The following is a 24,805-nucleotide window of genomic DNA, read 5'->3' as shown; positions in this document are numbered from 1 at the left end:
GCTGTGTCAGATCAGCGGCCGGGTTGAGCCGCTTCGGCCGGCCGCCGGGACGCCATCGTGCCGCCCGACGCCAGACGTTTTCCGATGGCCTGGCTGGGTCGCTCGATGAAGCGCCATGTGAGAGCCGAAACGACGATCGTTCCCGACAGGATCAGAGCTAGAACGACGATCTCGCCGGTGAGCGTATCGGCCATGATCTTGGTACCGGGGGCGACCTCCACGAAGATCGGCCGGTGCCAAAACTTCTCCGCCAGGGTCGCCGCGTTGGTCAGCCGTGCGATCACGAAGGCATGGGTCATGTAGAGGGAATAGGACAGGAGCCCGAGCAGCATGACGGGCCGCGATTTCAGGAGCCGGCTGACCCAGCCGCCCTCATGCGCCAGAACGAAGATCGCCGCCATAAAGACGAACGGCGCGGCGATGGAGAGCTTGGCCGTGCCGAACAGGCTGACGAAGCCGACCACATAGAGAACGGTCGCGAGTTCCAGCAGCGTCCAGCGCATGGTCGGAACCGGAGTCACGTCGCAACGCAGGCGCTCCCAGAGGAAAAGGCGCAGCAAGGCCCCCAGAGAAAAGCCGACGAGGCAGCGCAGCCAGCCATAATCCACATGCGCCTCGATATGGCCGAGCCGCACGAGAAGAAACGCGCTGCCCGCCAGTGCCAGGATCGGCAGGATGGCGCGCAGCCAGCGCGCGGCGACAACACTCAGAGCGGCGAAGAGGATATAGGAGACGAACTCGGCGGAGATGCTCCAGCTCGGATAGTTCCAGCTGAGCTGGCTGACGAACCCGAGCGAATGCGTCAGCAGCAAATTGTGCAGGAAGGTCTCGGGCGTCTGTGCGCCTTCCCATCCTCGTCCGCCGCGCATGATGAGTTCGAACGCGAGAAACAGCATCAGCATCGCGAGATGCAGCGGATAGACCCGCCAGAACCGCGCCTGAATGAAATCGGCCCATCGCTTGCCCGCCATCAGCCGCGCCCCCCAGGAATGGGCGATCACGAAGCCGGACAGGACGAAGAAGAAATCCACGAAGAGAAAGCTGTGCCGCACGAAGCCGGATTGCCCGATGGGGCCGGCGATGGGCGCGTGCAGCAGAACCACCATGAGCGCGCAGAGGCCGCGACATCCGTCGAGCGCGTCGAAGCGCATATCACTGAACGGTTTCGCTTGGTTCGCTGCCGTCATTGGGGCTGCCCTACCATGACGCCACTCGGCGGCTTGCGTGCGAAATGGGTGCGGGCGGTCAGCCCGAGCAGCGGCTTTTCGACGAGGCGATAGCAGAGCACGCCGATCAGAGCGGACACGGCCGCCGCGCTCGCGATGAAGACGAAACCGCCGCCCATCATCATCGACCAGCCCTCCCCGGCCCAGAGCTTGCCGAAGACCGGCAGGACGAGCGCGTGGGTGAGGTAGAGCGAATAGGACGCATCGCCCAGAAGAAGCAGTGGCCGCCACGCGGGCTTGGCCGCATCCCGCCGGCCGAGCGCCGCGCCGGCAACGATCAGGAGCGCCGGCAAGCCGGCCTTGACGAAGCGCGAGAGGTCCACCGGCTCCAGCCAGATCAGGAGCGCGAAGCCGGTGAGCGTCAGGAGAACGCCCGTGCCCGCCGCTATCCGAAAACCGGATCGGAACACCAGGGCGATGGCGATGCCCAGCGCGAATTCCAGAATGATCGCATCGGCGTAGAAGACCGGGATCGGTGCCCCGAGACGGCCGAGCGCCACGACCGCTCCCAGAACGCCCATGACGATCCAAGGTCTGAACACACGCGGCGCGAAGAGCGCACTCGCCATGACGAAGTAGAAGGCCATCTCGTAGTTCAGCGTCCAGCCAGGAACGAGAACCGGAAAGATCGCATCGAGCTTGGGATGCTGCATCGGAATGAAGAGCAGCGAGGCCACGAGGTGACGCAGATCGAACACCGTGGAGGCGAGAAGCGCCGGTTTGAACAGTGCGATCGTCGCCACAAGCAGCGACAGCGCCCAATAGAGCGGCGCAATGCGCAGGAGGCGCTTCAGCATGAAATCGAAGGGCTTGGCGTCCGACTTGTCGGCAGCGACGAAAATGATGAAGCCGCTGATCACGAAGAACACGTCCACGCCCAGCGCGCCGACGCGAAACGGATTGCCGAAACCGGTCTGGCGCTCCAGCATCTCGAACGCATGGAAAACCACGACCATGAGGGCCGCGATCCCGCGCAGATACTGAATGCGAATAATCATCGTCGCGACCGCCTCGACCAGACGCGCTCATGCTAGGATCGGATCCTTAACGACGGTTCAATGTCTGGCGCCTATTTCGCCCCCACCCCGGCCGAATTCGCGCCCTTTCCAAGCCGCGGCGACGCGTCAGATAAAGACAGATCTTACCACCCATGCCGCGTCATCGGACATTTCTCTTCATCCATCAGAACTTCCCCGGCCAGTTCCTGCATCTCTGCCGGCATCTGGCGCAGGACAATCGGGTCATCTTCCTGTCGCTCAAGACACCCAACCGGCTGTCGGGCGTTGAGGTTGAGGCCTATGCGCTTCATCGCGAACCCGATCCGCGCATCCACCCCTATCTGTCGGGTTCGGAGCGCGGGATCCTCTACGGACAGGCCGTCGCGCGCAAGCTGATCCAGCTTCGGCGCCAGGGTATCAAGCCCGATCTGATCGTCGGGCATACGGGGTGGGGCGAGACGCTCTTCGTCAAGGACGTCTTCCCGGACGTTCCCTTGCTCAGTTATTTCGAGTTCTTCTACAGCGCCGACGGAGCGGATGTCGGCTTCGATCCCGAATTCCCATCCGATCCGGAGGTGAGGTTCCGGCTGCGCATCCGCAACCAGGCTATTCTCTCCTGCCTCGAGGCGACAGACCGGGGTCTGTCCCCGACGCTCTGGCAGCATTCTCGACTGCCCGAGGCCTATCGGCCGAAGGTAGCCGTCATCCATGACGGCGTGGATAGCGATGCCGTGCGGCCCGATCGTGAGGCGCGGCTGGAATTGCCCGATGGAACGGTGCTCGACCGCTCAAAGGCCGTCGTTACCTATGTCGCGCGCAATCTCGAACCCTATCGCGGCTTTCACGTCTTCATGCGGGCGGTCGCCTCGATATTGGAATCCCACCCAACGGCCCATATCGTGATCGTGGGCGGCGACGAGGTGAGCTACGGCCAGCGTCTGCCGAACGGCGAGAGCTTTCGCGAACGCGCCCTTCGGGAGGTCTCGCCCGACCCCTCGCGCGTCCATTTCACCGGGAAGTTACCCTACAACCTCTATCTCAGGCTGCTTCAGATTTCCTCGGCGCATGTCTATCTGACCTACCCGTTCGTCCTGTCCTGGTCGATGCTGGAGGCGATGTCGGCTGGCTGCCTCCTGATCGCCTCGCGCACCAGCCCGGTCGAAGAGGTCGTTCAGGACGGCGAAAACGGGCTTCTGGTGGCTTTCTTCGATCCGGCCGGCATCGCCGAGAGAGTAACGGAAGCGCTACGCGAGCCCGCGCGCTTCGACGCGCTGCGGGCCGCGGCGCGGCGGACCGTGGTGGAGCGCTACGATCTCCAGCGCGTCAGCTTGCCCGCGCAGCTCAAGCTGGTGCGGGACATGATCGGCTGAGCCCGCAGGCTCTCAGTTCAGCGCGGGCGCCAAAGCGGGGGTCGGCGCGGCGACCGGCAAGGACAGGCCGAGGCGGTTGCGGATCGAGCCGCTCGAGTTGACGAGCGCTTCGATCGTGTAGCCGCCCAGCGTGGTGAGGAAGGCGTTCAGCGCGTCGCGCAGCGCCGCGTTCAGAGCGCAACTGTCGATCAACGGGCAATCCACCGCGCCGGTCTCGAAGCACTCCGCCATGGCGAAGCTCTCCTCCGTCACTTCCACCACGGCGCGCAGCGTGATTGCGCCGGCGGGCTGCCCCAAGCGAATTCCGCCGTTGCGACCGCGCACCGTCTGGACGAAACCCGCCTCGACCAGCGGCTGGAGAATCTTGAAGAGGAAGAGTTCGGACACGTTGTAGGCCGCTGCGATTTCACCGACCCGGCTGAGGCGGTCGTCATTGGCCGCGCAATACATGAGAATGCGGATGGCGTAGTTGGTCTGGCGGGTCAGGCGCATGGCGCACTCCTCGAAGGGCGCCGAACCGGTCGGCGAGCGCAGTCGTTGCAGGACTTATTAGAATAATTCCAAGTTCATGGGAAGCCGGCCCGTCGAATGTGACACTTCCGTGTCTTCCGCACTTGTTTTCCACGACCGAACCGCGTGCGACCATTGGCGAAGCGGGAACTGATTGCTAAGCCATTATTCATGCCTCTTCGTCAGGCAGACGAAATTCTCGCCGCTGCGCTTCGAGATCGAACGAAACTGGCCCGAAACAAAGGCGTTTCATGGATTATTTTCTCCAACAGCTCATCAATGGCGTCACGCTCGGGTCGATCTACGGCCTGATCGCGATCGGCTACACGATGGTTTACGGCATTATCGGCATGATCAACTTCGCCCATGGCGAGGTCTTCATGATCGGTTCGTTCATCGCCCTGACCGTGTTCCTGATCCTGACCGCGATCGGCCTGACCTTCCTTCCGCTGATCCTGCTTCTGATGGTCGTGGTCGCCATGATCTTCACCGCGCTCTGGGGCTGGTCCATCGAGCGCATCGCCTATCGCCCGCTGCGCGGCTCCTTCCGCCTCGCGCCGCTGATTACCGCGATCGGCATGTCGATCTTCCTGCAGAACTTCGTGCAGCTGGCGCAGGGCGCGCGCGTCAAGCCGCTGCCGCCGCAGGTGCAGGGTAGCATCACGGTCATGGAGGGCGTGCAGATTTCCTACATGCAGATCCTGATCATCCTGACGACGCTCGTTCTGATGGCCGGGTTCACCGCGCTGATCACGCGCACCCCACTCGGCCGCCAGCAGCGCGCCTGCGAGCAGGACGCCAAGATGGCCTCGCTTCTCGGCGTCAACGTGGACCGCACGATCTCGCTGACCTTCGTCATGGGCGCTTCGCTGGCCGCCGTCGCGGGCACGATGTACCTTCTCTATTACGGCGTCATCGACTTCTACATCGGCTTCCTGGCCGGCGTGAAAGCCTTCACCGCAGCGGTTCTGGGCGGCATCGGCTCGCTGCCGGGCGCCATGCTCGGCGGCCTTGCGATCGGTCTCATCGAGACATTCTGGTCCGGCTACTTCTCGGTCGAATACAAGGACGTCGCGGCCTTTTCGATCCTCGCGATCACGCTGATCTTCCTGCCCTCCGGCCTTCTCGGCCGCCCGGAAGTCGAGAAGGTCTGATCCCCATGGCATCGACACCCAACGTACCCTCCGCCTCGCCGGTCGGCGCCGAGCGCGAATTCGAAAATCAGCGGGACGCCGTCGCGGGCGAGCCGCCCTTCACGCCTGAGCCCGTGGTGCGGCTGTCCGTCCCACAAGCTTTGCGCGAGGCGGCCATCACGGCGGCCATCGTCGGTCTGCTGACGGTCTTCTTCGTCGCCGTTCGCAGCGACATCGCGCCGGGCGGCCTCGTCCTCTACACGCGCTGGGATCTCTGGCTGACCTTCGTCGCCATCGCCTTCGGTGTGCGCTTCGTCCTCAGCCTCGCCCTGTTCCAGCGCCGCGCGGCGGGCGTGTCCGGCAAGAGCAAGACCGCCAAAAGCGTGAAAGCGGCCGGCGGCTTCTCGATCGGTAAGGCGCTCAGCATCGTCTTTCTCCTGATCGCGCTGGTGCTGCCCTTCCTGATCCAGGCGCTCTTCCCGTCCAGCGACCGCTATCTGATCGACCTAGCCATCCTGATCCTGACCTATGTCATGCTCGGCTGGGGACTCAACATCGTGGTCGGCCTCGCGGGTCTTCTCGATCTCGGCTATGTCGCCTTCTATGCCGTGGGCGCCTATTCCTTCGCGCTTCTGGCGATCAATTTCGAGCTGGGCTTCTGGGTCTGCCTGCCCATGGCCGGCCTGTTCGCCGCCCTCTGGGGCATCGTGCTCGGCTTTCCGGTGCTGCGTCTGCGCGGCGATTATCTCGCGATCGTGACGCTGGCCTTCGGCGAGATCATCCGCGTCGTGCTGCTCAACTGGGGCCAGTTCACCGGCGGCCCGAACGGGCTTCTGGGCATTCCGCGCCCGACCCTGTTCGGACTGGAGTTCGGACGCGGCGAAGGCTCGTTCTCGGACTATTTCGGCATTCACTACAGCAGCATTCACCGCTTCATCTTCCTCTACTACATCATCCTGGCGCTCGCCCTTCTCACCAATTTCGTGACGCTACGCCTGCGCAAGATGCCGGTCGGCCGCGCTTGGGAAGCCCTGCGGGAAGACGAGATCGCCTGCCGCGCGCTCGGCATCAACACGACCAATGTGAAGCTCACGGCCTTCGCGACGGGCGCCATGTTCGGCGGCTTCGCGGGCTCATTCTTCGCCACGCGCCAGGGCTTCATCTCTCCGGAAAGCTTCACCTTCCTGGAATCGGCGATCATCCTCGCCATCGTGGTTCTGGGCGGCCTCGGCTCGCAGCTCGGCGTCGTCTTCGCCTCCTTGGTGATGATCGGCGGCATCGAGCTGATGCGAAACCTCACCTTCATCCAGGACATTCTGGGCAGCGACTTCGACCCCGGCCGTTATCGCATGGTGCTCTTCGGCGTCGCCATGGTCGCGATCATGGTCTGGAAGCCGCGCGGCCTCGTGTCGTCCCGCCAGCCCTCGGCTGTCTATAAGGAGCGCAAGGCCATTGGTGCCGACATGGTGGCGCAGGGCGAGGGACATTGACCATGAGCGATCATTCCATGACCCCTGCCCTCGCCTCGGGCGAGCCGCGCCGCTGGCTCGACGATCCCGTCCTCACCGTCGAGCATCTCACGATGCGCTTCGGCGGTCTGACGGCGATCAACGATCTCTCCTTCTCGGTCGGGCGCGGTGACATCACCGCCCTGATCGGCCCGAACGGCGCGGGCAAGACCACGGTCTTCAACTGCGTCACCGGCTTCTACAAGCCGACCGAGGGCCGCATCTCGCTTCGGCGCGGGCGCGGCATCACGGACGAGGCCGTGGCCGAACTGACGCGCTCGGGCGCGCAGAGCCTCAAGACCCCGCAGGGGGAAGTCTTCCTGCTGGAGCGCATGAGCGATTTTCGCATCACGCGCACGGCCGGCGTCGCCCGCACCTTCCAGAACATCCGCCTGTTCGGCGGCATGACCGTGTTCGAGAACCTCCTCGTCGCGCAGCACAACAAGCTGATGCGCGCGTCGGGCTTCACGATCGCCGGCCTGATCGGGCTGCCGGGCTACCGGCGGGCACGCGAGGCCGCGCGTGATGTGGCGGTGGACTGGCTGAAGCGCACCGCGCTGATCCACCGGGCCGACGATCCGGCGGCCGATCTCTCCTATGGCGATCAGCGCCGCCTCGAGATCGCGCGCGCCATGTGCACGGACCCGTCCGTTCTCTGCTTGGACGAGCCCGCCGCCGGCCTGAACCCGCGCGAGTCGGCGGAGCTGAACGCGCTGCTGCGCTCGATTCGCACCGAGTTCGGGACGTCGATCCTCCTGATCGAGCACGACATGGGCGTCGTCATGGAAATCTCGGACCACATCGTGGTGCTCGACTACGGCAAGAAGATTTCCGACGGCACCGCCTCGGAGGTCCGCAACGATCCCAAGGTGATCGCGGCCTATCTGGGCGTGGATGACGAGGAAGTGGAAGCGGTGGAGGAGAAGCTGGAACGGGGCGATGTCGACGGCGCCGTCCAGAGCGCGCACGTGAGCGGAGGAACGCCGGCATGAGCACGATCGCACCGCTGACGACGCCGACCCTTGAGGCCACCTCGCGCCCGCTTCTGAGCATTCGCGGCGTCGAGACCTTCTACGGCAAGATCCAGGCGCTCAAGGGCGTCGATCTCGATGTGCACGAGGGCGAGATCGTCACGCTGATCGGCGCCAACGGCGCCGGCAAATCGACGCTCATGATGACGATCTGCGGCAACCCGCGCGCCCGCGCCGGGCAGATTCTCTATGACGGCGAGGATATCGCGCAGCTTCCGACCCACTCGATCATGTCGCGCCGTATCGCCCAGTCGCCGGAAGGCCGGCGTATCTTCGGCCGCATGACGGTTCTCGAAAACCTGCAGATGGGCACGACCCTGGTCGGCCAGGAGCATTTCGAGAGCGACCTCAAGCGCATGTTCGAGATGTTCCCGCGCCTCAGCGAGCGCGCCTCGCAGCGCGCCGGCACCCTGTCGGGCGGCGAGCAGCAGATGCTGGCGATCGCCCGCGCGCTCATGGGCCGCCCTCGCCTTCTCCTTCTGGACGAGCCTTCGCTCGGCCTTGCGCCGATCATCGTGAAGCAGATTTTCGAGGTGATCCGCGAGTTGAACCGCACGGAAGGGCTGACGGTCTTCCTGGTGGAGCAGAACGCCTTTCACGCGCTGCGTCTGGCCCATCGCGGCTATGTCATGGTGAACGGGCGCATTACGATGAAGGGCACGGGCCGGGAGCTTCTCGCCCGCGAGGAAGTGCGCAGCGCCTATCTGGAAGGAGGGCATCACTGATGACACCCGAAATGGCGCTTCTCTGGGAAGTCTCGCTGGTGGAGTTCCTCGTCGTCACTCTGGTGATCGGCGGCGGCCTGGCCTTCGCGGTCGGCCGCTCGACGGCGCAAAGCTGGAGCGGCTGGGGCTTTCTCGTGTTCGGCATCGCGCTTCTGACGATCGCGATCCGCTTCCTTCACTTCAGCCTGTTCCACGGCACGTTCTTCCTGCCGCCCGCCACGTTCGGCACTGCCCTGCATTATGGTCTGGTGGACTTCGTGGTGCTTCTGCTCTTCGGGGCCGCCGGGCGCGCCACGATGCGCTCGGCGCAGATGGCGCGGCAGTACCGCTTTCTATCGGCCGAGCGACGCTAGGTTCGACCGGACTTTTCGCGCAAAAAAGCGTCGGGAAGGCGTTTTGCCTATTTTCGACGCCCGCACCTTGGTCTTTAATCGCCGGACCGCAACGAATTGAAAACGCTCATGAAGAGCGAATCGCTGCGGGTCAGGTTTCAATAGGGAAGTTCGACATGAAAAAAGCGTTCCTGGCCGGCGTGGCCTTCAATGTGCTTCTGTCGGGCGCTGCCTTCGCCGACATCACGATCGGCGTCGCGGGTCCGATGACAGGTCAGAACGCGGCCTTCGGCGAGCAGCTCCGCATCGGTGCCGAGCAGGCCATTGCCGACATCAACAAGGCTGGCGGTGTCAATGGCGAGCAGCTGAAGCTCTCGGTCGGCGACGACGCCTGCGACCCGAAGCAGGCCGTGGCGGTGGCCAACCAGTTCGCCTCGCAGGGCGTGCCCTTCGTGGCCGGCCATTTCTGCTCGGGCTCCTCGATCCCGGCCAGCCAGGTCTATGCCGAAGAAGGCATCATCGAAATCTCGCCGGCTTCGACCAACCCGGACTTCACCGACAAGCGCGCCGGCGACGGCATCTATCGCGTCTGCGGACGTGACGACCAGCAGGGCGAAGTCGCCGGCAAGTACATCGCCGAGAACTACAAGAACGACGCGGTCGCCGTGCTCGACGACAAGTCGGCTTACGGCAAGGGCTTGGCCGACCAGACGATCAAGTTCATGGAAGCGGCCGGCAAGAAGCCGGCGATCGTGGAATCCTACACGGTCGGCGACAAGGACTTCTCCTCACTCATCACCAAGCTGAAGCAGGCGAACGTCAAGCTCATCTATATCGGCGGCTACCAGACCGAAGCGGGCCTGATCGCCCGTCAGGCCAAGGAGCAGGGCCTCGACGCCAAGATCATGTCGGGCGACGCGATCGTGACCAACGAATACTGGGCGATCACCGGCAATGCCGGCGAAGGTACGCTCATGACCTTCTCGCCCGATCCGCGCCGCAACCCGCAGGCGGCTCCCATCGTCGCCGAGCTGGAAAAGCAGGGCAAGACCGCCGAGGGTTACGTCCTCTACACCTACGCCGCCATTCAGGCCTGGGCGGAAGCGGCCAAGAAGGCCGGCTCGACCGACTTCAAGAAGGTCACCGCCGTTCTCGACAAGGACACGCTGCCCACCGTCATCGGCGATCTGAAGTTCGACTCCAAGGGTGACGTGACCCTGCCCGGCTACGTGATCTACGAGTGGAAGGGCGGCAAGTACGACTACCTGTCGGCATCGAAGTAAGCTTTCCCAAGCGCCGCTCCGGCGGCGCTCTTCGGCATCAAAAAACCCCGGCTGCGATGCGGCCGGGGTTTTTCGTTGGGGCGGATCGAGAAGGATGAAAGGGGGCTAGAGCCCCCATCTCGATCAATGACGGCGCGCAGCTTCTTTCAGCGCGGGATAGATCGCCTGGTAGCGCTGATGCGCAGCGGCGAAGGACTCCACCAGGGAGGTCTCGGGCTCGAAGCGGGCCGAGATCGGCGGATCGACCATGACGCTGGCCGGATCGGCCCCGGTCGCGGCGCAGAGGCCAAGGCGGGCGGCACCGAAGGCTGCGCCGAAATCGCCGGCCGCCGGCAGCGCGATCGGCGTTTCCAGAACGCTCGCCATCATCTTCAGCCAAAGCTCCGAGCGCGAGCCCGCGCCGACCGCGATGAGCTGGCGCACCCAGGAGGCGTTCGGGGCCGCATCGAGGCAATCGCGGATCGAGAAGGCGACGCCTTCCATCACGGCGCGCGTCATGTCCTCGCGCGTCGTGTCGGCTTGCAGGCCGATGAACGCACCGCGCACGGCCGAGTCGTTGTGCGGCGTGCGCTCGCCCGAGAGATAGGGCAGGAACAGGAGTCGGCTCGGCGCTTTCAGCTCGCTGCCGACCGCTGCCGTCAGCTCACCGGGCTTCTCCTTCAGGACATGCGACAGCCATTCGATGGAGCCTGCGGCCGAGAGCGTGACGCCCATCTGGTGCCACAGGCCGGGAATGGCGTGGCAGAATGTGTGGAGCGCGGTATCGGGCACGGGATCGTAGCCCGCGCTCGCCGTGAACAGGACACCGGACGTGCCGAGCGAGAGGAAGCCGGTGCCGGGCCGCGTGACGCCTACGCCGCAGGCCGAGGCAGCGTTGTCGCCGCCGCCGCCCGCCACCACGGTGCCCGCCTTCATGCCCCAGCGCGCGGCAAGCTCCGAGCGCAGCGTGCCGCTGACTTCCGTGCCTTCCACGAGGCGCGGCATCTGCTCGACCGTTAGCCCCGTGCGCTCCAGCATCTCGGGTGACCAGTCGCGCGCGCCGGTGTCGAGCCAGGACGTGCCGGCCGCATCCGACATCTCGGCCACGGCCTCGCCGGTCAGCCACAGGCGCAGATAATCCTTCGGCAGAAGAACGCGGCGCACCTTGGCGAAGATCGCGGGCTCATGCCGCGCGACCCAGAGAAGCTTGGGTGCGGTGAAGCCGGGGAAGACGATATTGCCGGTGATGCCGCGCGATTCTTCGTCGTCCAGTTCGTCCGCTTCGACATGCGAGCGCGTGTCGTTCCAGAGGATGCAGGGGCGCAGAACCTCGTCGCTCTCGCCGATCAGCGTTGCGCCATGCATATGGCCGGACAGGCCGATGCCGGTGACACCCGCCAGCAGGGAGGGGTCCTTGGCGTTCAGTTCCGTGATCGCAGCCTCGCAGGCGGCGATCCAGGAGGCCGGGTCCTGCTCCGACCAGCCGAAATGCGGGCGCTCCACCGTCAGCGGCGCCGTGGCGCTCGCCAGCGGCTTCTGGTTCTCGTCGATCACCAACGCCTTCAAGGAGGACGTGCCGAGATCGAGCCCGAGATAATGACCCATGTGAAAGCGAAGCCTCCGAAACCCCGCTTCCCGAGCGGGCGAATGATCGTCCATGGGCTCGGGGGACAGCCAGCTGGCCGCATCGCGGCGCGGCGCCTCCCCTCGCCTCGCTCCATTCCATAAGGACTTTTCTTTCCCGATGCGACTCTTCACGCTACAGGACGGGGCTGAAAACGTTGGCCTGATGTCGAGGAGTGCCCCCGTGAGCCGCATCGTCTATGTGAACGGCGCCTATGTTCCCGAGGCCGAGGCCAAGCTGTCGGTCTTCGACCGGGGCCTGCTCTTCGCCGATGCGGTCTATGAGGTGACGGCCGTGATCGACGGCAAGCTGCTTGATTTTCCCGGCCATATGGCGCGCCTGCGTCGCTCGCTGGCCGAGCTTCGCCTGCCCTCACCCGGCAGCGACCAGGAGATCCTCGCGATCCACCGCGAACTTCTCGCGCGCAACGCCCTCACTCAGGGCCATATCTATTTGATGGTGACGCGCGGCGAAGCGGACCGAGATTTCGTCTGGCCGAAGCACGGCACGCCGCCGAGCTTCGTCCTGTTCACGCAGAAGCGGGATGCGGTCGAAACGCGCGAAGCGGTCGAAGGTCTGCGCGTCATCACCGTACCGGATCTGCGCTGGGGCCGGCGCGACATCAAGACCGTGCAGCTTCTCTATCCCTCGCTTGCCAAGATGGAGGCCAAGAGCCGTGGCAAGGACGACGCCTGGATGGTGGAAGACGGCACGATCACCGAAGGCACATCCAACAATGCCTATATCGTGACGCAGGACGGCACGATCGTCACGCGTGCACTGGGCCATGACATCCTGCACGGCATCACCCGCGCCGCCATCATGAAAGTGGCTGGGGAACTGGCGCTGCACGTGGAAGAACGCCCCTTCACCGTGGCCGAGGCGCAAGGGGCTCGCGAAGCCTTCATCACCTCGGCCGGCGCGTTCGTGACGCCGGTTGTCGAAATCGACGAGACGCCGATCGGGGACGGGCGTCCGGGCCCGATCGCCCGTCGGCTGCGGGCGGCCTATCTGGAAGCGGCCCTCGCGCAAGCGATCTGACGAAGCCGTCTCGACGGCCGGTCAAGGGTTGCTTAAGAGGCTGTTCACCCTTTCCCGTGTCCCGTTTCGAGGAACAAACGCATGAGCACTCGCGACATCGTCTTCATCGCCTTGTTCGCTGCCCTGATGGCGGTGCTCGGCACCTTTCCGGCGCTGCAGGTTCCCGTCATCAACGTGCCGATCACGGCGCAGTCGATGGGCGTCATGCTGGCGGGCGGCGTTCTGGGCGCGCGTCGCGGAACGCTCGCGGTGCTCCTGTTCATGGTGATTGTGCTCGCCGGCCTGCCGCTTTTGTCGGGCGGGCGCGGCGGTCTGGCGGTCCTCGCCGGGCCGACGGTCGGCTTCTTCCTCGGCTGGCTCCCGGCCGCTTTCGTCACGGGTGCGCTGGTCGAACGCGCCAGCCCCAAGCTTCATTTCGTCTCGGCCTTCGTGGCGGCCACGGCCGGGGGTATCCTCGTTCTTTACGCCTGCGGCATCCCGGGCATCTCGCTGGTGACGGGCGCTCCGTTGCTGACGGCCGCCAAGGGCTCCCTGGCCTTCATTCCGGGTGACCTCGTCAAGGCGGGACTCGCTGCGGCGATCATGGTGACGGTGTCCAAAGCCTATCCGCTGATCGAGACGCGCGGCGTCCACCGCGCGGGATGATAGAGCTCATCAACGTCGCCCTCGATCGCAGGGGGCGGCGCGTTCTATCCGGCCTCGACCTCACATTGACCGAGCGCCGGATCGGAATCGTCGGGGCGAATGGGTCGGGCAAGTCGAGCTTCGCGCGCCTTCTCAATGGTTTGCTGAAGCCGAGCGAAGGCACCGTGCGGGTGTTCGGCACTGATACGGTCGCCGACCCCAAGGCAGCACGACGGCATGTCGGCTTCCTGTTCCAGAACCCCGATCATCAGATCGTCTACCCCACCGTGGCGGAAGACCTCGCCTTCGGCCTGAAGAACCGCGAGCTGTCGAAAGGCGAGATCGCGCCGAAGGTGGAGGCTACCCTCATCCGCTTCGGCCTGAGTGGTTTCGGCGAGCGGCTGGTGCACGAGCTTTCGGGCGGCGAGCGGCAACTCGTGGCGCTGGCCGGGATCATGGTGCTGGAGCCGCGCGTTCTCGTGCTGGACGAGCCGACGACGCTGCTCGACCTGCGCAACACGCGCCGCGTGATGGAAGCCGTCGAGGCGGCAGAGCGGCCGGTGGTGATGGTGACGCACGATCTCTCGCTCCTGGAGCGCTTCGACCGGGTTCTCGTCTTCGAAGCGGGTCGGCTCGTCTGCGATGCCGCACCCGCCGAGGCGCTCGCTGCCTATCGCCGGATCGCGGCGCAATGATCGCCGATCTCTACCGGCCCGGTGGCTCGGTTCTGCACCGAATGCCCGCCGGGGCGAAGCTGCTGGCGCTGGCGGCGCTTGGCACCATGCTGTTCGTGCTGCCGAATATATGGCTTTCGCTGAGCGGTCTCGGCCTCGCCTTGGCGTCGATCGCCCTCGCTCGGTTGGGCTGGGCCTTCGCCTTGCGATCGGTGAAAAGCATCCTGCCCGTCGTCATTCTCGTCGGTGGATTCCAAGCCTGGGCGGCGGGTTGGCACGAGGCGGCGGTGTTTTCCGCGCGGCTGGCCGCTCTTCTGTTGATTGCCGCAACCGTGACGGCGACGACGCGCCCCTCCGATATGGCGGACACGATCACGACTCTCGTCACGCCGCTTCGGGTGTTCGGTGTCGATCCCGCCCGCGTCGGCCTCGCCTTCGGGCTCGCCATTCGCTTCGTGCCGGTGCTGGCGAGCGTCGCCGCCGACATCCGCGAAGCGCAGAGCGCACGGGGGCTTGATCGCTCGATCTTCGCGCTCGCGGTGCCACTGGTGGTGCGCACGCTGAAAATGGCGGACGAAGTGGCCGAGGCGATCGACGCGCGAAGCTGACGCAGCGCAGCATTTTGGCCGAATGCGCCTTGACCCCAAAGCCGCCTCGGCCGACTTTCTCCTTATGACGACGATTCGATCTCTCTGTGTCTATTGCGGTTCGGCCTCCGGCCGCGATCCTTCCTATGTCAAAGCTGCCGAGGCGCTCGGCACGGCCATGGCGCATCGCGGCATCCGCCTCGTCTATGGCGGCGGCACGCGCGGCATCATGGGCGCCGTGTCGGACGCCGTGATCGCCGCTGGCGGTCAGGTGACGGGCATCATCCCGCGCTTCCTCATCGATATGGAAGCCACCGAAAGCGAGCTGAAGCGGCTCGACGAACTGGTGATCACCGAGGACATGCATGAGCGCAAGCACATGATGTTCGAGCGCTCGGACGCCTTCGTTGCCCTGCCGGGCGGCATCGGTACGCTGGAAGAGCTGGTCGAGATCATGACCTGGAGCCAGCTCGGCCGGCATCGCAAGCCCATCGCCATCGCCAATGTGGACGGTTTCTGGGATCCGTTCTCAAAGCTCCTGGAGCATATGCGCGAGGCCGGCTTCATCCATACGGCCCATCAGGTCCGCCCCATCATCAAGGATCGAATCGAGGACTTGCTTCCCGCCATCGAAGCGGCCGCACAGCCGGCCGAGCGCGACGGCGTGGAAGCGGTAATCGAGCGTCTTTGACCATCCTCCCCAGGTAATCCAACGCCAGGGCGGCCCATGCGCCGCCCTTTTTCGTCAGGTCATTCTGCAGCGCAGGCTTCGGTGGCTGGCCGGCGCGCCGATCGGCGGCCCGCGAACATCGACCACGTGTAAACGGCAAGGGCCGCCCAGATGAAGCCGAAGGCGACGCCCTGCCAGAGGCCGAAGGGCTCGCCGAAGACGAAGACCGCCGTCAACGCGATGAAGGTCGGCGCGATGTATTGAAGCAGGCCGACGGTGGTGAAGCGCAAGAGGCGCGCGGCGGCGGCATAGAGAATGAGCGGAATGGCCGTGACGGCTCCCGCGCCGATCAGAAGCGCGGTTTCCCGCCCGTTCGATCCGAAATGGTTCTGGCCCGTCGAGGCGACCCAGACGGCGAGGCCGAGCGCGGGCAGGAAGAGAATGGCGATCTCCAGAAAGAAGCCTTCGCTGGCGCTGACCGGGACGGTCTTGCGCAGGAGGCCGTAGAGCCCGAAGGAGCCGGCGAGGATGAGCGAAATCCACGGCAGGCCGCCGGCCTTCACGGTCAGGATCAGCACACCGAAGGCGGCCAGCGCGATGGCGGCGGCCTGCGGGCGGTTCGGCCTCTCCCCCAAAAAGACGGCGGCCAGGAGAACGTTGATCAGCGGGTTGATGTAATAGCCGAGCGCCGCCTCCACCCCATGTCCGGTGATGATGGCGACGACATAGGTGCCCCAGTTGATCGAGATCAGCGTCGCCGTCAGCGTCATCAGTCCGAGGATGCGCGGCGTGAACAGACGTCCGACATCGCGCAGGAGCCCCGCCTTGGCCAGCACCAGCAGCGCGAAGGGCAAGGCCCAGAGAATGCGATGGGCGACGATCTCCATCGGCGAGACATGCGACAGGAGCTTCATATAGATCGGGAGCACCAGCCCCCAGATCAGATAGGCCGAAACCGCATAGACATATCCGCGCGTGGACTCGGCGGGCTGGTCCGACATGGCGGCACCTCTGAGGACGGGTCGATAAGCCCGCCTTGTATCAGCCACACAGGCCCACGACACCCGTTTTCCCGTGATGGATCCATCAATGCGATGAATGGATCAGCCGGGTCGACGTTCTTAGGAGTAGAGGGAAACGAAAGGCGCAAGCGTTCGACCGCTCGCGCCTTTCGGAGCCATCACTGTCCGGCGAATTTGTCCGTCGCGCGGATCAGCCGATCCAGAATGCCGGGTTCGGAAAAGGCATGGCCGGCATCCTCGACCATATGAAATTCCGCTTCCGGCCAAGCTTCGTGCAGGTCATAGGCGCTGACCGGCGGGGTCGCCATGTCGTAGCGCCCCTGCACGATGACGCCGGGAATGGACCGTAGACGCCCGGCGTCGCGCAGCAGCTGCCCGTCTTCCATCCAGCCCGCATGAACGAAGAAATGGTTTTCGATCCGCGCGAAGGCGACGGCGAACTCGTCCTCGTGGAAGGGTGCGATCGTGTCGGGGTCGGGCGTCAATGTCAGCGTCTCGCCCTCCCACTGGCTCCAGGCGCGCGCGGCACGAACCTGCTCGGCCCTATCGTCCCCGACGAGGCGGCGGCGATAGGCCGAGATCAGATCGTCGCGCTCAGCCTCTGGGATCGGCGCGATGAAGCGCTTCCACTTCTCGGGGAAGAGAAGGCTCGCGCCATACTGATAGTACCAGAGCAATTCGAAGCGCCGCAGCAGGAAGATGCCGCGCAGCACCAGCTCGCTCACCCGCTCCGGGTGCGTTTGCGCATAGGCGAGCGCCAGAGTCGAGCCCCAGGAGCCGCCGAAGACCTGCCATTGCGACACGCCGATCATCTCGCGCAGCCGCTCGATATCGGCCACGAGATGCCAGGTCGTGTTGGCCTCGAGCTGCGCATGGGGGCGCGAGCGGCCACAGCCGCGCTGATCGAACAGGAGGATGTCGTAACGCGCCGGGTCGAACAGGCGGCGATGCTTCGCCGAGCAGCCGCCGCCCGGGCCTCCATGCAGGAAGACCACGGGCTTGGCGCCCGGCGTGCCGCAGCGCTCCCAATAGATTTCGTGCCCATCGCCCACAGGCAGGAGGCCGGATGCATAGGGCTCGATCGGCGGGTAGAAGCTGCGCAGCGGTTCGGACGTCATCATATCTCAGTCGTGATCGGGATGCTGGAAGGAGCGGATGGAAGCGAGAAACGGACTGACCGCCGCATCCTCCTGCGTCTGGCGCACAGGGAGTCGAGCGAGAGCGTCCACATAAGGCAGCTTGCCCTCGCAGCCGAACTGGATGTCGGGGCGGATCGCGGAAGGAGCGTCGAAGGCGCCGATGCTGAGCGCGGGACCATCAGGCGCTTCATAGGTCAGCGGCGTGCCGCAACGCGCGCAGAAGCCGCGCTGCACGACATCGGACGAGCGGAACCGGTCGGGCTCACGTGTCGTCCAGCGCAGCGTCGCAGGATCGATCGACACGAGCGGCGCGAAAAAAGAGCCGAAGGCCTTCTGGCACATGCGGCAATGGCAGATGGACGCGCGGCCGAGCGCGCCTTCGATGCGAAAGCGCACCGAGCCGCATTGGCACCCCCCGGTGTAGATCGGCTTGTTGTCCAACGTCATCGCGCCCTCCTCGCCTGCCTCAAGACGCGAAACGATCGGTCGCTGCGAGAAGCCGGTCCAACGTGCCGGGTTCGGAGAACGCGTGGCCGGCATCCTCGACGATCTGCAATTCCGATCCCGGCCAGGCGCGGTGGAGATCCCAGGCCGTGACCGGGGGCGTGACGACATCGTAGCGCCCCTGCACGATGACGCCCGGAATGCCCGCGAGCCGGCCGGCGTCGCGGATCAACTGGCCTTCCTCGAACCAGAGATTGTGGACGAAGAAATGGTTCTCGATCCGCGCAAAGGCGATGGCGGCGTCACTGGCTCCGAAGGCCCCGACCGCATCTCGGATCGTGCGCATGGAGACGGTGCGCGCTTCCCAGTCGGTCCAGCTTCGGGCGGCCAGAGCGCGCACGTTCCGGTCCTCGTCCAAGAGACGCAGCCGATAGGCCACGATCGGGTCTTCCCGCTCATCCTCGGTCAAAGGCGCGATGAAATGAGCCCACTCGTCCGGAAAAAGTCGGCTGGCTCCTTCCTTGTAGTACCAGTCGAGTTCAGCCCGGCGGCCGGTGAAGATGCCGCGCAGCACCATCTCGGTCACGCGCTCGGGTCGCGTCTGCGCATAGGCCAGCGCCAGCGTCGAGCCCCAGGAGCCGCCAAACAGCATGAAGCGGTCGATGCCGAGCGCGTCCGTCACACAGTCGATATCGGCCACCAGATCGGGCGTCGTGTTGGCGTCCAGCGACCCCAGCGGTGTCGAGCGTCCGCAGGCGCGTTGATCGAACAGAGTCACGCAGTAGCGCGTGGGGTCGAAGAGGCGGCGGTGGGTCGGGCTGCATCCGCTGCCCGGCCCGCCATGCAGGAAAAGAACCGGCTTGCCGTTCGGGTTGCCGCATTGCTCCACATACAGGACATGCCCGCCCCCGACAGCCAGCCGCTCCGTGCGGAACGGCTGGATCGGAGGGTAGAGCGTGCGCGGCGCGCCGCTCAACGCTTCACTTCCCAGGTCGTGATGCGCTCGCCGGTTTCCGGATCCTTGCCGTCCTTGAGCATCACGCCCTCGGCGGCGAGTTCGGCGCGGATGCGATCGGCCTCGGCGAAGTCCTTCGCCTTCAGCCGCTCCAAGCGCAGCGCGATCCGCGCCGCGACATCGTCACTCACGTCGGCCGCGCGAACCGGGTTGATCCCGACCAGCGCAAGACTTGCCAGAGCTTGCGCGCCCTTGCCCTCGTCGAAGAGCTGGTGAACGCGCGCAATGGCCGCCGAGCCCGAGAGATCGTCGCAAAGCGCGGCGAGGAACGCCTCGTCCGGCGCCTCGGCCGCCACCGCGCAGGCCTCCTTGGCGAAGCGCTCCCAGCGATCGAGCTCGCGCACGGCCTCGTCCAGCCGCGCGGCGGTGAAGTCGATCGGCTCGCGGTAATGCGTCTTCAGCATCAGAAGCCTGATGGCCTCGCCCGGCCAGGAGCGACCACCGACCTTATCGCTTTCCAGAATGTCGGCGATGGTGACGAAATTGCCCTCCGACTTGGACATCTTGCGCCCGTCGACCTGCACGAAACCATTGTGCATCCAGACCTCGGCCATCTTCTCCGTGCCATGGGCGCAGCAACTCTGGGCGATCTCGTTCTCATGATGCGGAAAGATCAGATCGAGCCCGCCGCCATGAATGTCGAAGGTGCGGCCGAGATAGGCCTCGCTCATGACCGAGCATTCGATGTGCCAGCCCGGCCGGCCCCGACCCCAGGGGCTGTCCCAGCCAGGCTCGTCCGCGGCCGAGAGCTTCCAAAGGACGAAATCGGCCGGATTGCGCTTATGCGCTTCCACCGCGATGCGCGCGCCGGCCTGCTGGTCCTCCAGCTTGCGATGGGACAGCGCGCCATAGGTCGGCATGGAGCCGACATCGAACAGCACCTCGCCGTCAGCGACATAGGCATGGCCCCGCGCGATCAGCGTTTCGATCATCGTCACCATGTCCGGCAGCCCGTCGGCGCGCGGCGTGACGAAGCCGGTGGCGCGCGGCTCGAAGGTGGGCGGCAGCGTGCCGAGCGCGGCGACATCCTTGTGGAACTGCGCGGCCGTGCCTTCCGTCACGCGGGCGATCGCCTCGTTGAGCGGCAGGTCCGGATGGTCGCGCAGCGCGCGCGCGTTGATCTTGTCGTCCACGTCCGTGATGTTGCGGGCATAGACGACCCGGTCCGCGCCATAGAGATGGCGCAGGAGACGGAAGAGAATGTCGAAGACGATGACCGGGCGCGCATTGCCGATATGGGCGAAGTCGTAGACGGTGGGTCCGCAGACATACATGCGAACGCGACGGTCGGCCTCCGCGCAGCAATCGCACGAATGACGCCAGTCCAGCGGTAGGAAGCGCTCCTTGCGACGCGTCAAGGTGTTGGTCAGGAAAAGGCCCCGAAATCCGTCGTCCAAAACCCTAGTCTCCAGCTGAGCCCGATCCGGGCTGAGGCCGATCTGCTACAGCCAAACGACTTCCCGCACAAATGGCTTGGCGCTCCCGATCACGTGAAGCCTTTCGCCTCGAAAGCGCCGCAAAGACGCGAGGCACCGTGCAAAGTCTTACCGCAGTGCATCATGTCACGCTCACGCAACATCACCGGACTGCAACGATATGTTAAGTATAGATTCAGGGATTTTTCAGCCAAATGCCTCTAATCTGACGCAATCAGACTGTTTCTTGCTTTCACCCCATTAGCATGTGAGCCTTCACAATGAGCCGCGCCAACATCGTCTTCAAATCCCGCAGCGAACGCGACCGGGAGCGTGAAAACGATCTTCTCAAGAATTATCGCGAGATCGGCATTGCCGCGATCGCCGCAGCCGCGCACAAGTCCTGCCGCGGCGACGGCATGAGCGAGGCCAAGCCTCAGGCGGCCAACTCTCAGAAGGCGAAGTGACCGGCGCATTGCCGACCGACACATTCGATCAAAGGCCTTCAGGCCATGCGCGGGTCATAAAGGCCCGCGTTTTTGTTTCGAACGGTCGGTGAATCGATCGTCCGCGCCTGCCGTCGGAAACCGAACTGACCGAGCGTCAACCACCGAGCAGCGCGAACAGTGCTCCAAACAGCGTGACCCCCGCAATCGGAGCCACGAAGAGCAGCAGAAGATTGGCGGCCATGATCCACATGAGAAGCGACTCCTGCTTCTCGGTTAGGCGGCGCTCCGGCTTCTCGGGCCATTCGGGCGGCAGCCATTCCCGCTTTTCGTCGAGATACATGAAACCCTCCGCCTGACCTAATCGGGCTCGGACGGTGACGCGGTGCCGGCGCAAGCGCGCGCAAATCACCCGTTCGGCGCATCATCCGTTGGGGGAGAGATAGGCGAGCGAATCAGCTCGGCCAGCGCGGCGACCCCTTGGACGGCGGGACGCGTCCAAAGGTCGCCGCGAAACGGCGAGCGGACACCACGCCCCGCCCGCCGAAGAGCATCAGTGCGAGGCGAGGAAGGCTGCCAGAAGATCGCGCGCGGCGATGGCGTCGCGCTTATCGATCATCTCGCCGACCGTGTGGATATAGCGGGTGCCGACGACGATGCCGATGGCGCGCGCGCCGCTCGCGGCCTGTTGCAGCGACGCGCCGTCCATGCCGCCGCCGGCGAGGATCGTGCGCTGCACGGGGATCGACCCGGCTTCGGCCACCGTCTCGAACTCTTCCACCAGCGCCATGTCGGAAATGAAGGAGCCGTCCTTCATGTGCAGGCCGACGCCCTTGCCGAGTTCGGTCGTCTTGTCCTTTTCCGGCACGCCAGGAGTGTCGCAAGCGAGCGTCGTGTCGACGCCGATGCCGATATGCGGACGCTTGGCGAAGGCAACGGTCTTGGCGCCGCGCAGGCCCACTTCCTCCTGCACGGTGAAGGCGACCGTCAATTCGCAGCGGTGCGAATGGCCGTCCTTCAGGAGCTTGCGGACCGCTTCCAGACCCAGCCAACAGGCGATGCGATTGTCGATCGCCTTGGAAACGATGCGCTCGGAGCCGAGTTCAAGGAAGGGCTCGTCCATCACCACGAAATCGCCGACGCGGATCTTGTTCTTGGCCTCTGCGCCGAGTCCGAGATCGACGAAGAACTCCGTGGGCTCCGGCACTTTCTTGCGGTCTTCGGGTGCCGAGATATGCACTGGCTTGCCCTCGGCCATCATGACGCCCTTGTAGTCTCCCTTGGAGGTACAGACGAGGACGCGGCGCGAGAACAGATTGCGCGGGTCGAAGCCGCCGACCGGCGAGACGTTGAGGAATCCCTTGTCGCTGATATGGCTGACGAGAAAACCGATCTCGTCCATATGGCAGGCCAGCATGATGCGCTCGGGATCATCCCCCTGGCCCTTCCGGGTGCAGATCAGATTGCCCATCACATCGGTCTCGATCGTGTCAAACAGATCCTGCGCCTCGGCGGCGATGAGATCGCGCACACGGTGCTCATGGCCGGGCACGCCCGGCATCTCGCACAAGCGCTTGAGAAGATCGATGTTCATGCGGGGAAGCTCCGTTTGGACGGCATCGGGCACGGGTCTCGCGCCGCGATCCAGGCGGGATGAATGGGATCGGCTATTTCATCGAAAGGCCGTATCGCGCAACAGGTTCAGAACAACGAACCTTGCGCGGGTGGCGGCTCGTTGCCCGGCTGATCGGCGCGCTCCTGCACCTCGGGGCCCATATTGGCAACGGTGTTTACGCGGTCGGAAACCGGGACGGGCTCGAAAAAGCCCTCCGGCGCGGGTAACAGAAGATCGGCGACATCGCGCGGCTCGCTGTCGCGGCAGTCGAGCCAGCGCTCGGCCTCCTCGGGCGCGATCACGATCGGCATCCGCTCGTGAATCTCGCGAAGGTCCGCATTGGCGGAAATGGTCAGGATCGTCGCCGTGTCGATCTCGCTGCCATCGGGCGCGAGATAGGTCTCGCACAACCCGGCAAAGGCGATCGGGCCGGGCTCGGTGGGGCGAACGAAGAACGGCGTTCCGCGCCGCCCGCAGTCGCGCCGCCATTCGTAGAAGCCGCTGGCGGGAACGAGGCAGCGGCGATGGCGAAACGCGGCCTTGAAGCTGTTGCGCTCATGCGCGGTCTCGGAGCGCGCGTTGAACAGAAGCGGGATGGCGGACGGGTCTTTCGTCCAGGAGGGAATGAGACCCCAGCGCGCGAGATGGCCGATCCGGCGCACCGCGCCCTTTTCGCCGCGCCGGTGCTCGTCGGCACGCAGCACCAGAACGGGCTGCGTCGGCGCGATATTGTAGCGCGGTGGAAACGGCTCCAGCGCGCCCACGAGGAAGCGCTCGGAAATCGCGCGCGGAGGATCGGTCAAGGTGAAGCGGCCACACATGCAGGGGAAGGTGGCGCGCCCTTGCGCGACGCGCAAGGGCTGGCCGGACGCGGTGGCAGGCAGTAGAACTTCCCCCATGAACGCCCCCCGCCCCGTCGTCGCCGTTTCCATCTGCATCTTTCGCGGCGAGGAGGTGCTGCTCGTCCTGCGCGGCCGAGCCCCCTTCGCCGGCCTCTGGAGCCTTCCGGGCGGGCGGGTGGAGTTCGGCGAGCGGCTGGAGGATGCGGTGCGGCGCGAGGCGCTGGAGGAAACCGGCCTTCCCGTCGCGGAAGTGGCGTTCGTCCAGATTCACGAGGCGATCGATGCGCCGAACGGCGCTCACGCCGTGATCGCGGTGTTTCGCGCGCTCGCGGCGGCTTCGCCGGACACGCCCCCGCAAGCGGGCGACGATGCGGCCGACGCGCGCTTCGTGTCGCCGGCGGAGTTGGAGACGCTATCCCAAACCGGCGCGACGACGGATGGCTTGCTCGACGTCATCGGGGCGGCCCGAAAGCGTCACGGGACCGCCCCGCGATAACCTTAATGCGGGGATATTGCGGACCTGTCCCGGTGCGTCTTGCAATCTCCTTAATCCACCGGCAAACCTCGCCTCATGAGTTTCAGGCGTTCTTTGCCGTCCCTAGTTTGCGCTTTCAGTCTTCTGCTCGGCCTCGTGCCGGCCGGCGTGGCAGCGGCGCAGGACAAGAAGGCCAAGCCGGACGAGGCCAAGCCTGCGGCCGAGGACATCGTGAAGCCGACCAACGCCGCCTACATGAAGCCGCTCGGGCGGCTGGCGACGATTCTCGGCTCGATGCACTTTCTACGCGGGCTCTGCGGGGATGCCGATGCCGGCGTCTGGCGCGAAAAGATGGACGAAATCCTGAAGGCGCAGGCGCCCAACGAGGCAGACAAGCGACTTCTGGTGGCCAGTTTCAACCAAGGCTACCGCTCCTTCGCCTCGACCTATCGAAACTGTACCCCGGCTGCGACGGTGGCCATGGAAAGATACCTTGAAGAAGGTGCGAACCTTTCGCGAGAGATCAGCGCAAGGTACGGGAATTAAGATTGCATTAAGAACGGAGCTTTGCCGCTCCGTTTCGACCCGCGCATGAGGCGCGGGGCTGAACTTGAAAGATGGAGACATCGGCATGATCGACCTGCACGGTTCCGAACTCGACGAGATGATCATCGCCGAAAAGAAACAGGTCGCCATCGAGTATCATAACGAGGCCTGGGCGGACGGGATCTCCGACGGGATCGAGACCGAGATCCTGGCCGAGACGGCGATCTCGACCGCCGTCACCGAACTCGTGCGCCGCTACGGCGAGACCGAGGTGCTCGACATGATCGATTCGCTGCGCAAGCGCATCGAATTCGGCGAGTTCCGCCACGACCGCTCCCTTCAGTAGGCCTTCCCAAGGATCTCTCCATGCGACCCCCCTCATTCCGCGTGTTTGGGCTGATGGGGGCGCTGGCCATGGCGGTCGGCGTCTCCTCCTCCGCCCTCGCCTTTTCGCAGATCACCGATCAGGACGGCGCCGCCGCCACACGGCAGGGCGGCATCGTTTCCGTGCCGCTGCCCCCGGTTCCCGGT

28 protein-coding genes are annotated in these 24,805 nt (G+C 65.1%); 16 read left to right on the top strand and 12 right to left on the bottom strand.

Annotated elements, in window-relative coordinates:
- Window positions 1-11 precede the first annotated feature (11 nt).
- Together AUL36_RS17145 and AUL36_RS17140 are read right to left on the bottom strand one after the other, a co-directional pair.
- Entirely contained in the window at window positions 12-1,187 is a 1,176-nt protein-coding gene (locus tag AUL36_RS17145) for an acyltransferase family protein (RefSeq protein WP_062222661.1), read from the bottom strand.
- Complete coding sequence (locus AUL36_RS17140) at window positions 1,184-2,224, bottom strand: acyltransferase family protein (protein ID WP_062222659.1); 1,041 nt, start codon at window positions 2,222-2,224, stop codon at window positions 1,184-1,186. The genes AUL36_RS17145 and AUL36_RS17140 overlap by 4 nt, the downstream gene beginning before the upstream one ends.
- Window positions 2,225-2,376: 152 nt before the next feature.
- Between AUL36_RS17140 and AUL36_RS17135 the strand changes: the two genes are divergently transcribed.
- Entirely contained in the window at window positions 2,377-3,594 is a 1,218-nt protein-coding gene (locus tag AUL36_RS17135; RefSeq protein ID WP_062222657.1) for a glycosyltransferase family 4 protein, read from the top strand.
- A 12-nt stretch (window positions 3,595-3,606) separates the two neighbouring features.
- Here the strand turns inward: AUL36_RS17135 and rirA are convergent, their stop codons facing one another.
- Window positions 3,607-4,086, bottom strand: a complete 480-nt coding sequence (rirA, locus tag AUL36_RS17130; RefSeq protein WP_058599826.1) for an iron-responsive transcriptional regulator RirA — start codon at window positions 4,084-4,086, stop codon at window positions 3,607-3,609.
- A gap of 269 nt (window positions 4,087-4,355) precedes the next feature.
- On the opposite strand from rirA, the gene AUL36_RS17125 reads away from it, so the two are divergent.
- From AUL36_RS17125 to AUL36_RS17100, 6 genes are all read left to right on the top strand, one after another.
- Complete coding sequence (locus AUL36_RS17125) at window positions 4,356-5,258, top strand: ABC transporter permease subunit (RefSeq protein WP_058599827.1); 903 nt, start codon at window positions 4,356-4,358, stop codon at window positions 5,256-5,258.
- Window positions 5,259-5,263: 5 nt separating this feature from the next.
- On the top strand, window positions 5,264-6,727 hold the full coding sequence (gene livM, locus AUL36_RS17120) for a high-affinity branched-chain amino acid ABC transporter permease LivM (RefSeq protein WP_192843852.1): 1,464 nt from the start codon (window positions 5,264-5,266) through the stop codon (window positions 6,725-6,727).
- 2 nt (window positions 6,728-6,729) lie between these two features.
- A complete protein-coding gene (locus AUL36_RS17115) occupies window positions 6,730-7,737 on the top strand; it encodes an ABC transporter ATP-binding protein (RefSeq protein WP_244497156.1) in 1,008 nt (335 codons plus the stop codon).
- Window positions 7,734-8,501, top strand: a complete 768-nt coding sequence (locus AUL36_RS17110) for an ABC transporter ATP-binding protein (RefSeq protein WP_058636585.1) — start codon at window positions 7,734-7,736, stop codon at window positions 8,499-8,501. The genes AUL36_RS17115 and AUL36_RS17110 overlap by 4 nt, the downstream gene beginning before the upstream one ends.
- Window positions 8,501-8,854 (top strand): DUF6867 family protein, encoded by a 354-nt coding sequence (locus AUL36_RS17105; RefSeq protein WP_058599829.1) that lies wholly within the window; start codon window positions 8,501-8,503, stop codon window positions 8,852-8,854. The genes AUL36_RS17110 and AUL36_RS17105 overlap by 1 nt, the downstream gene beginning before the upstream one ends.
- A gap of 155 nt (window positions 8,855-9,009) precedes the next feature.
- Window positions 9,010-10,116, top strand: coding sequence for a branched-chain amino acid ABC transporter substrate-binding protein (locus AUL36_RS17100; RefSeq protein WP_058636584.1), 1,107 nt, complete (start codon window positions 9,010-9,012; stop codon window positions 10,114-10,116).
- A 123-nt stretch (window positions 10,117-10,239) separates the two neighbouring features.
- Here the strand turns inward: AUL36_RS17100 and xylB are convergent, their stop codons facing one another.
- Window positions 10,240-11,700: a xylulokinase gene (xylB, locus tag AUL36_RS17095; protein WP_062222653.1), complete on the bottom strand. Its 1,461-nt coding sequence runs from the start codon at window positions 11,698-11,700 to the stop codon at window positions 10,240-10,242.
- Between the two features lie 202 nt (window positions 11,701-11,902).
- Between xylB and AUL36_RS17090 the strand changes: the two genes are divergently transcribed.
- The 5 genes from AUL36_RS17090 (at window position 11,903) to AUL36_RS17070 (ending at window position 15,336) form a co-directional block, all read left to right on the top strand.
- Entirely contained in the window at window positions 11,903-12,760 is an 858-nt protein-coding gene (locus tag AUL36_RS17090) for a D-amino-acid transaminase (RefSeq protein ID WP_062222651.1), read from the top strand.
- Window positions 12,761-12,841: 81 nt separating this feature from the next.
- Window positions 12,842-13,405 (top strand): biotin transporter BioY, encoded by a 564-nt coding sequence (locus AUL36_RS17085; protein WP_058599833.1) that lies wholly within the window; start codon window positions 12,842-12,844, stop codon window positions 13,403-13,405.
- On the top strand, window positions 13,402-14,079 hold the full coding sequence (locus AUL36_RS17080; RefSeq protein WP_062222649.1) for an energy-coupling factor ABC transporter ATP-binding protein: 678 nt from the start codon (window positions 13,402-13,404) through the stop codon (window positions 14,077-14,079). The genes AUL36_RS17085 and AUL36_RS17080 overlap by 4 nt, the downstream gene beginning before the upstream one ends.
- On the top strand, window positions 14,076-14,666 hold the full coding sequence (locus AUL36_RS17075; protein WP_062222647.1) for an energy-coupling factor transporter transmembrane component T family protein: 591 nt from the start codon (window positions 14,076-14,078) through the stop codon (window positions 14,664-14,666). The genes AUL36_RS17080 and AUL36_RS17075 overlap by 4 nt, the downstream gene beginning before the upstream one ends.
- A gap of 64 nt (window positions 14,667-14,730) precedes the next feature.
- Window positions 14,731-15,336 carry a TIGR00730 family Rossman fold protein gene (locus tag AUL36_RS17070; RefSeq protein ID WP_058636626.1) on the top strand — a complete coding sequence of 202 codons (606 nt, stop codon included), beginning with the start codon at window positions 14,731-14,733 and terminating at the stop codon, window positions 15,334-15,336.
- A 59-nt stretch (window positions 15,337-15,395) separates the two neighbouring features.
- Here the strand turns inward: AUL36_RS17070 and rarD are convergent, their stop codons facing one another.
- From rarD to cysS, 5 genes are all read right to left on the bottom strand, one after another.
- Window positions 15,396-16,316: an EamA family transporter RarD gene (gene rarD, locus AUL36_RS17065; RefSeq protein ID WP_062222645.1), complete on the bottom strand. Its 921-nt coding sequence runs from the start codon at window positions 16,314-16,316 to the stop codon at window positions 15,396-15,398.
- Between the two features lie 179 nt (window positions 16,317-16,495).
- On the bottom strand, window positions 16,496-17,455 hold the full coding sequence (gene pip, locus AUL36_RS17060) for a prolyl aminopeptidase (RefSeq protein ID WP_062222765.1): 960 nt from the start codon (window positions 17,453-17,455) through the stop codon (window positions 16,496-16,498).
- Window positions 17,456-17,461: 6 nt separating this feature from the next.
- Complete coding sequence (locus AUL36_RS17055) at window positions 17,462-17,923, bottom strand: GFA family protein (protein WP_062222643.1); 462 nt, start codon at window positions 17,921-17,923, stop codon at window positions 17,462-17,464.
- A 19-nt stretch (window positions 17,924-17,942) separates the two neighbouring features.
- Window positions 17,943-18,896: a prolyl aminopeptidase gene (gene pip, locus AUL36_RS17050; protein WP_082655904.1), complete on the bottom strand. Its 954-nt coding sequence runs from the start codon at window positions 18,894-18,896 to the stop codon at window positions 17,943-17,945.
- Entirely contained in the window at window positions 18,893-20,332 is a 1,440-nt protein-coding gene (cysS, locus tag AUL36_RS17045) for a cysteine--tRNA ligase (RefSeq protein WP_062222639.1), read from the bottom strand. Before cysS ends, pip (AUL36_RS17050) begins: the two co-directional genes overlap by 4 nt.
- Window positions 20,333-20,631: 299 nt before the next feature.
- Between cysS and AUL36_RS17040 the strand changes: the two genes are divergently transcribed.
- The gene (locus tag AUL36_RS17040; RefSeq protein WP_058599839.1) at window positions 20,632-20,817 is read left to right on the top strand and encodes a hypothetical protein; all 186 of its coding nucleotides are present in this window, start codon (window positions 20,632-20,634) and stop codon (window positions 20,815-20,817) included.
- Between the two features lie 136 nt (window positions 20,818-20,953).
- Here AUL36_RS17040 and AUL36_RS17035 read toward each other — a convergent pair whose 3' ends face one another.
- The 3 genes from AUL36_RS17035 to AUL36_RS17025 all read right to left on the bottom strand — a co-directional run bounded on the left by AUL36_RS17035 (window position 20,954) and on the right by AUL36_RS17025 (window position 23,232).
- Window positions 20,954-21,139 (bottom strand): hypothetical protein, encoded by a 186-nt coding sequence (locus AUL36_RS17035; RefSeq protein ID WP_058599840.1) that lies wholly within the window; start codon window positions 21,137-21,139, stop codon window positions 20,954-20,956.
- 210 nt (window positions 21,140-21,349) lie between these two features.
- Window positions 21,350-22,390: a M42 family metallopeptidase gene (locus AUL36_RS17030; protein WP_062222763.1), complete on the bottom strand. Its 1,041-nt coding sequence runs from the start codon at window positions 22,388-22,390 to the stop codon at window positions 21,350-21,352.
- A gap of 107 nt (window positions 22,391-22,497) precedes the next feature.
- Window positions 22,498-23,232, bottom strand: coding sequence for an SOS response-associated peptidase (locus AUL36_RS17025; RefSeq protein WP_062222761.1), 735 nt, complete (start codon window positions 23,230-23,232; stop codon window positions 22,498-22,500).
- A gap of 76 nt (window positions 23,233-23,308) precedes the next feature.
- On the opposite strand from AUL36_RS17025, the gene AUL36_RS17020 reads away from it, so the two are divergent.
- From AUL36_RS17020 to AUL36_RS17010, 3 genes are all read left to right on the top strand, one after another.
- Window positions 23,309-23,749: an NUDIX hydrolase gene (locus AUL36_RS17020; protein WP_062222637.1), complete on the top strand. Its 441-nt coding sequence runs from the start codon at window positions 23,309-23,311 to the stop codon at window positions 23,747-23,749.
- Between the two features lie 93 nt (window positions 23,750-23,842).
- The gene (locus AUL36_RS17015; RefSeq protein WP_062222635.1) at window positions 23,843-24,274 is read left to right on the top strand and encodes a TIGR02301 family protein; all 432 of its coding nucleotides are present in this window, start codon (window positions 23,843-23,845) and stop codon (window positions 24,272-24,274) included.
- A gap of 85 nt (window positions 24,275-24,359) precedes the next feature.
- Entirely contained in the window at window positions 24,360-24,620 is a 261-nt protein-coding gene (locus tag AUL36_RS17010) for a hypothetical protein (RefSeq protein ID WP_058599843.1), read from the top strand.
- The last annotated feature ends 185 nt before the right edge of the window (window positions 24,621-24,805 follow it).

Origin of the sequence: Aureimonas sp. D3, assembly GCF_001463805.1 — a bacterium.
Lineage (GTDB): Bacteria > Pseudomonadota > Alphaproteobacteria > Rhizobiales > Rhizobiaceae > Aureimonas > Aureimonas ureilytica_A.
This window is presented reverse-complemented; position numbering and strand designations above follow the sequence as displayed.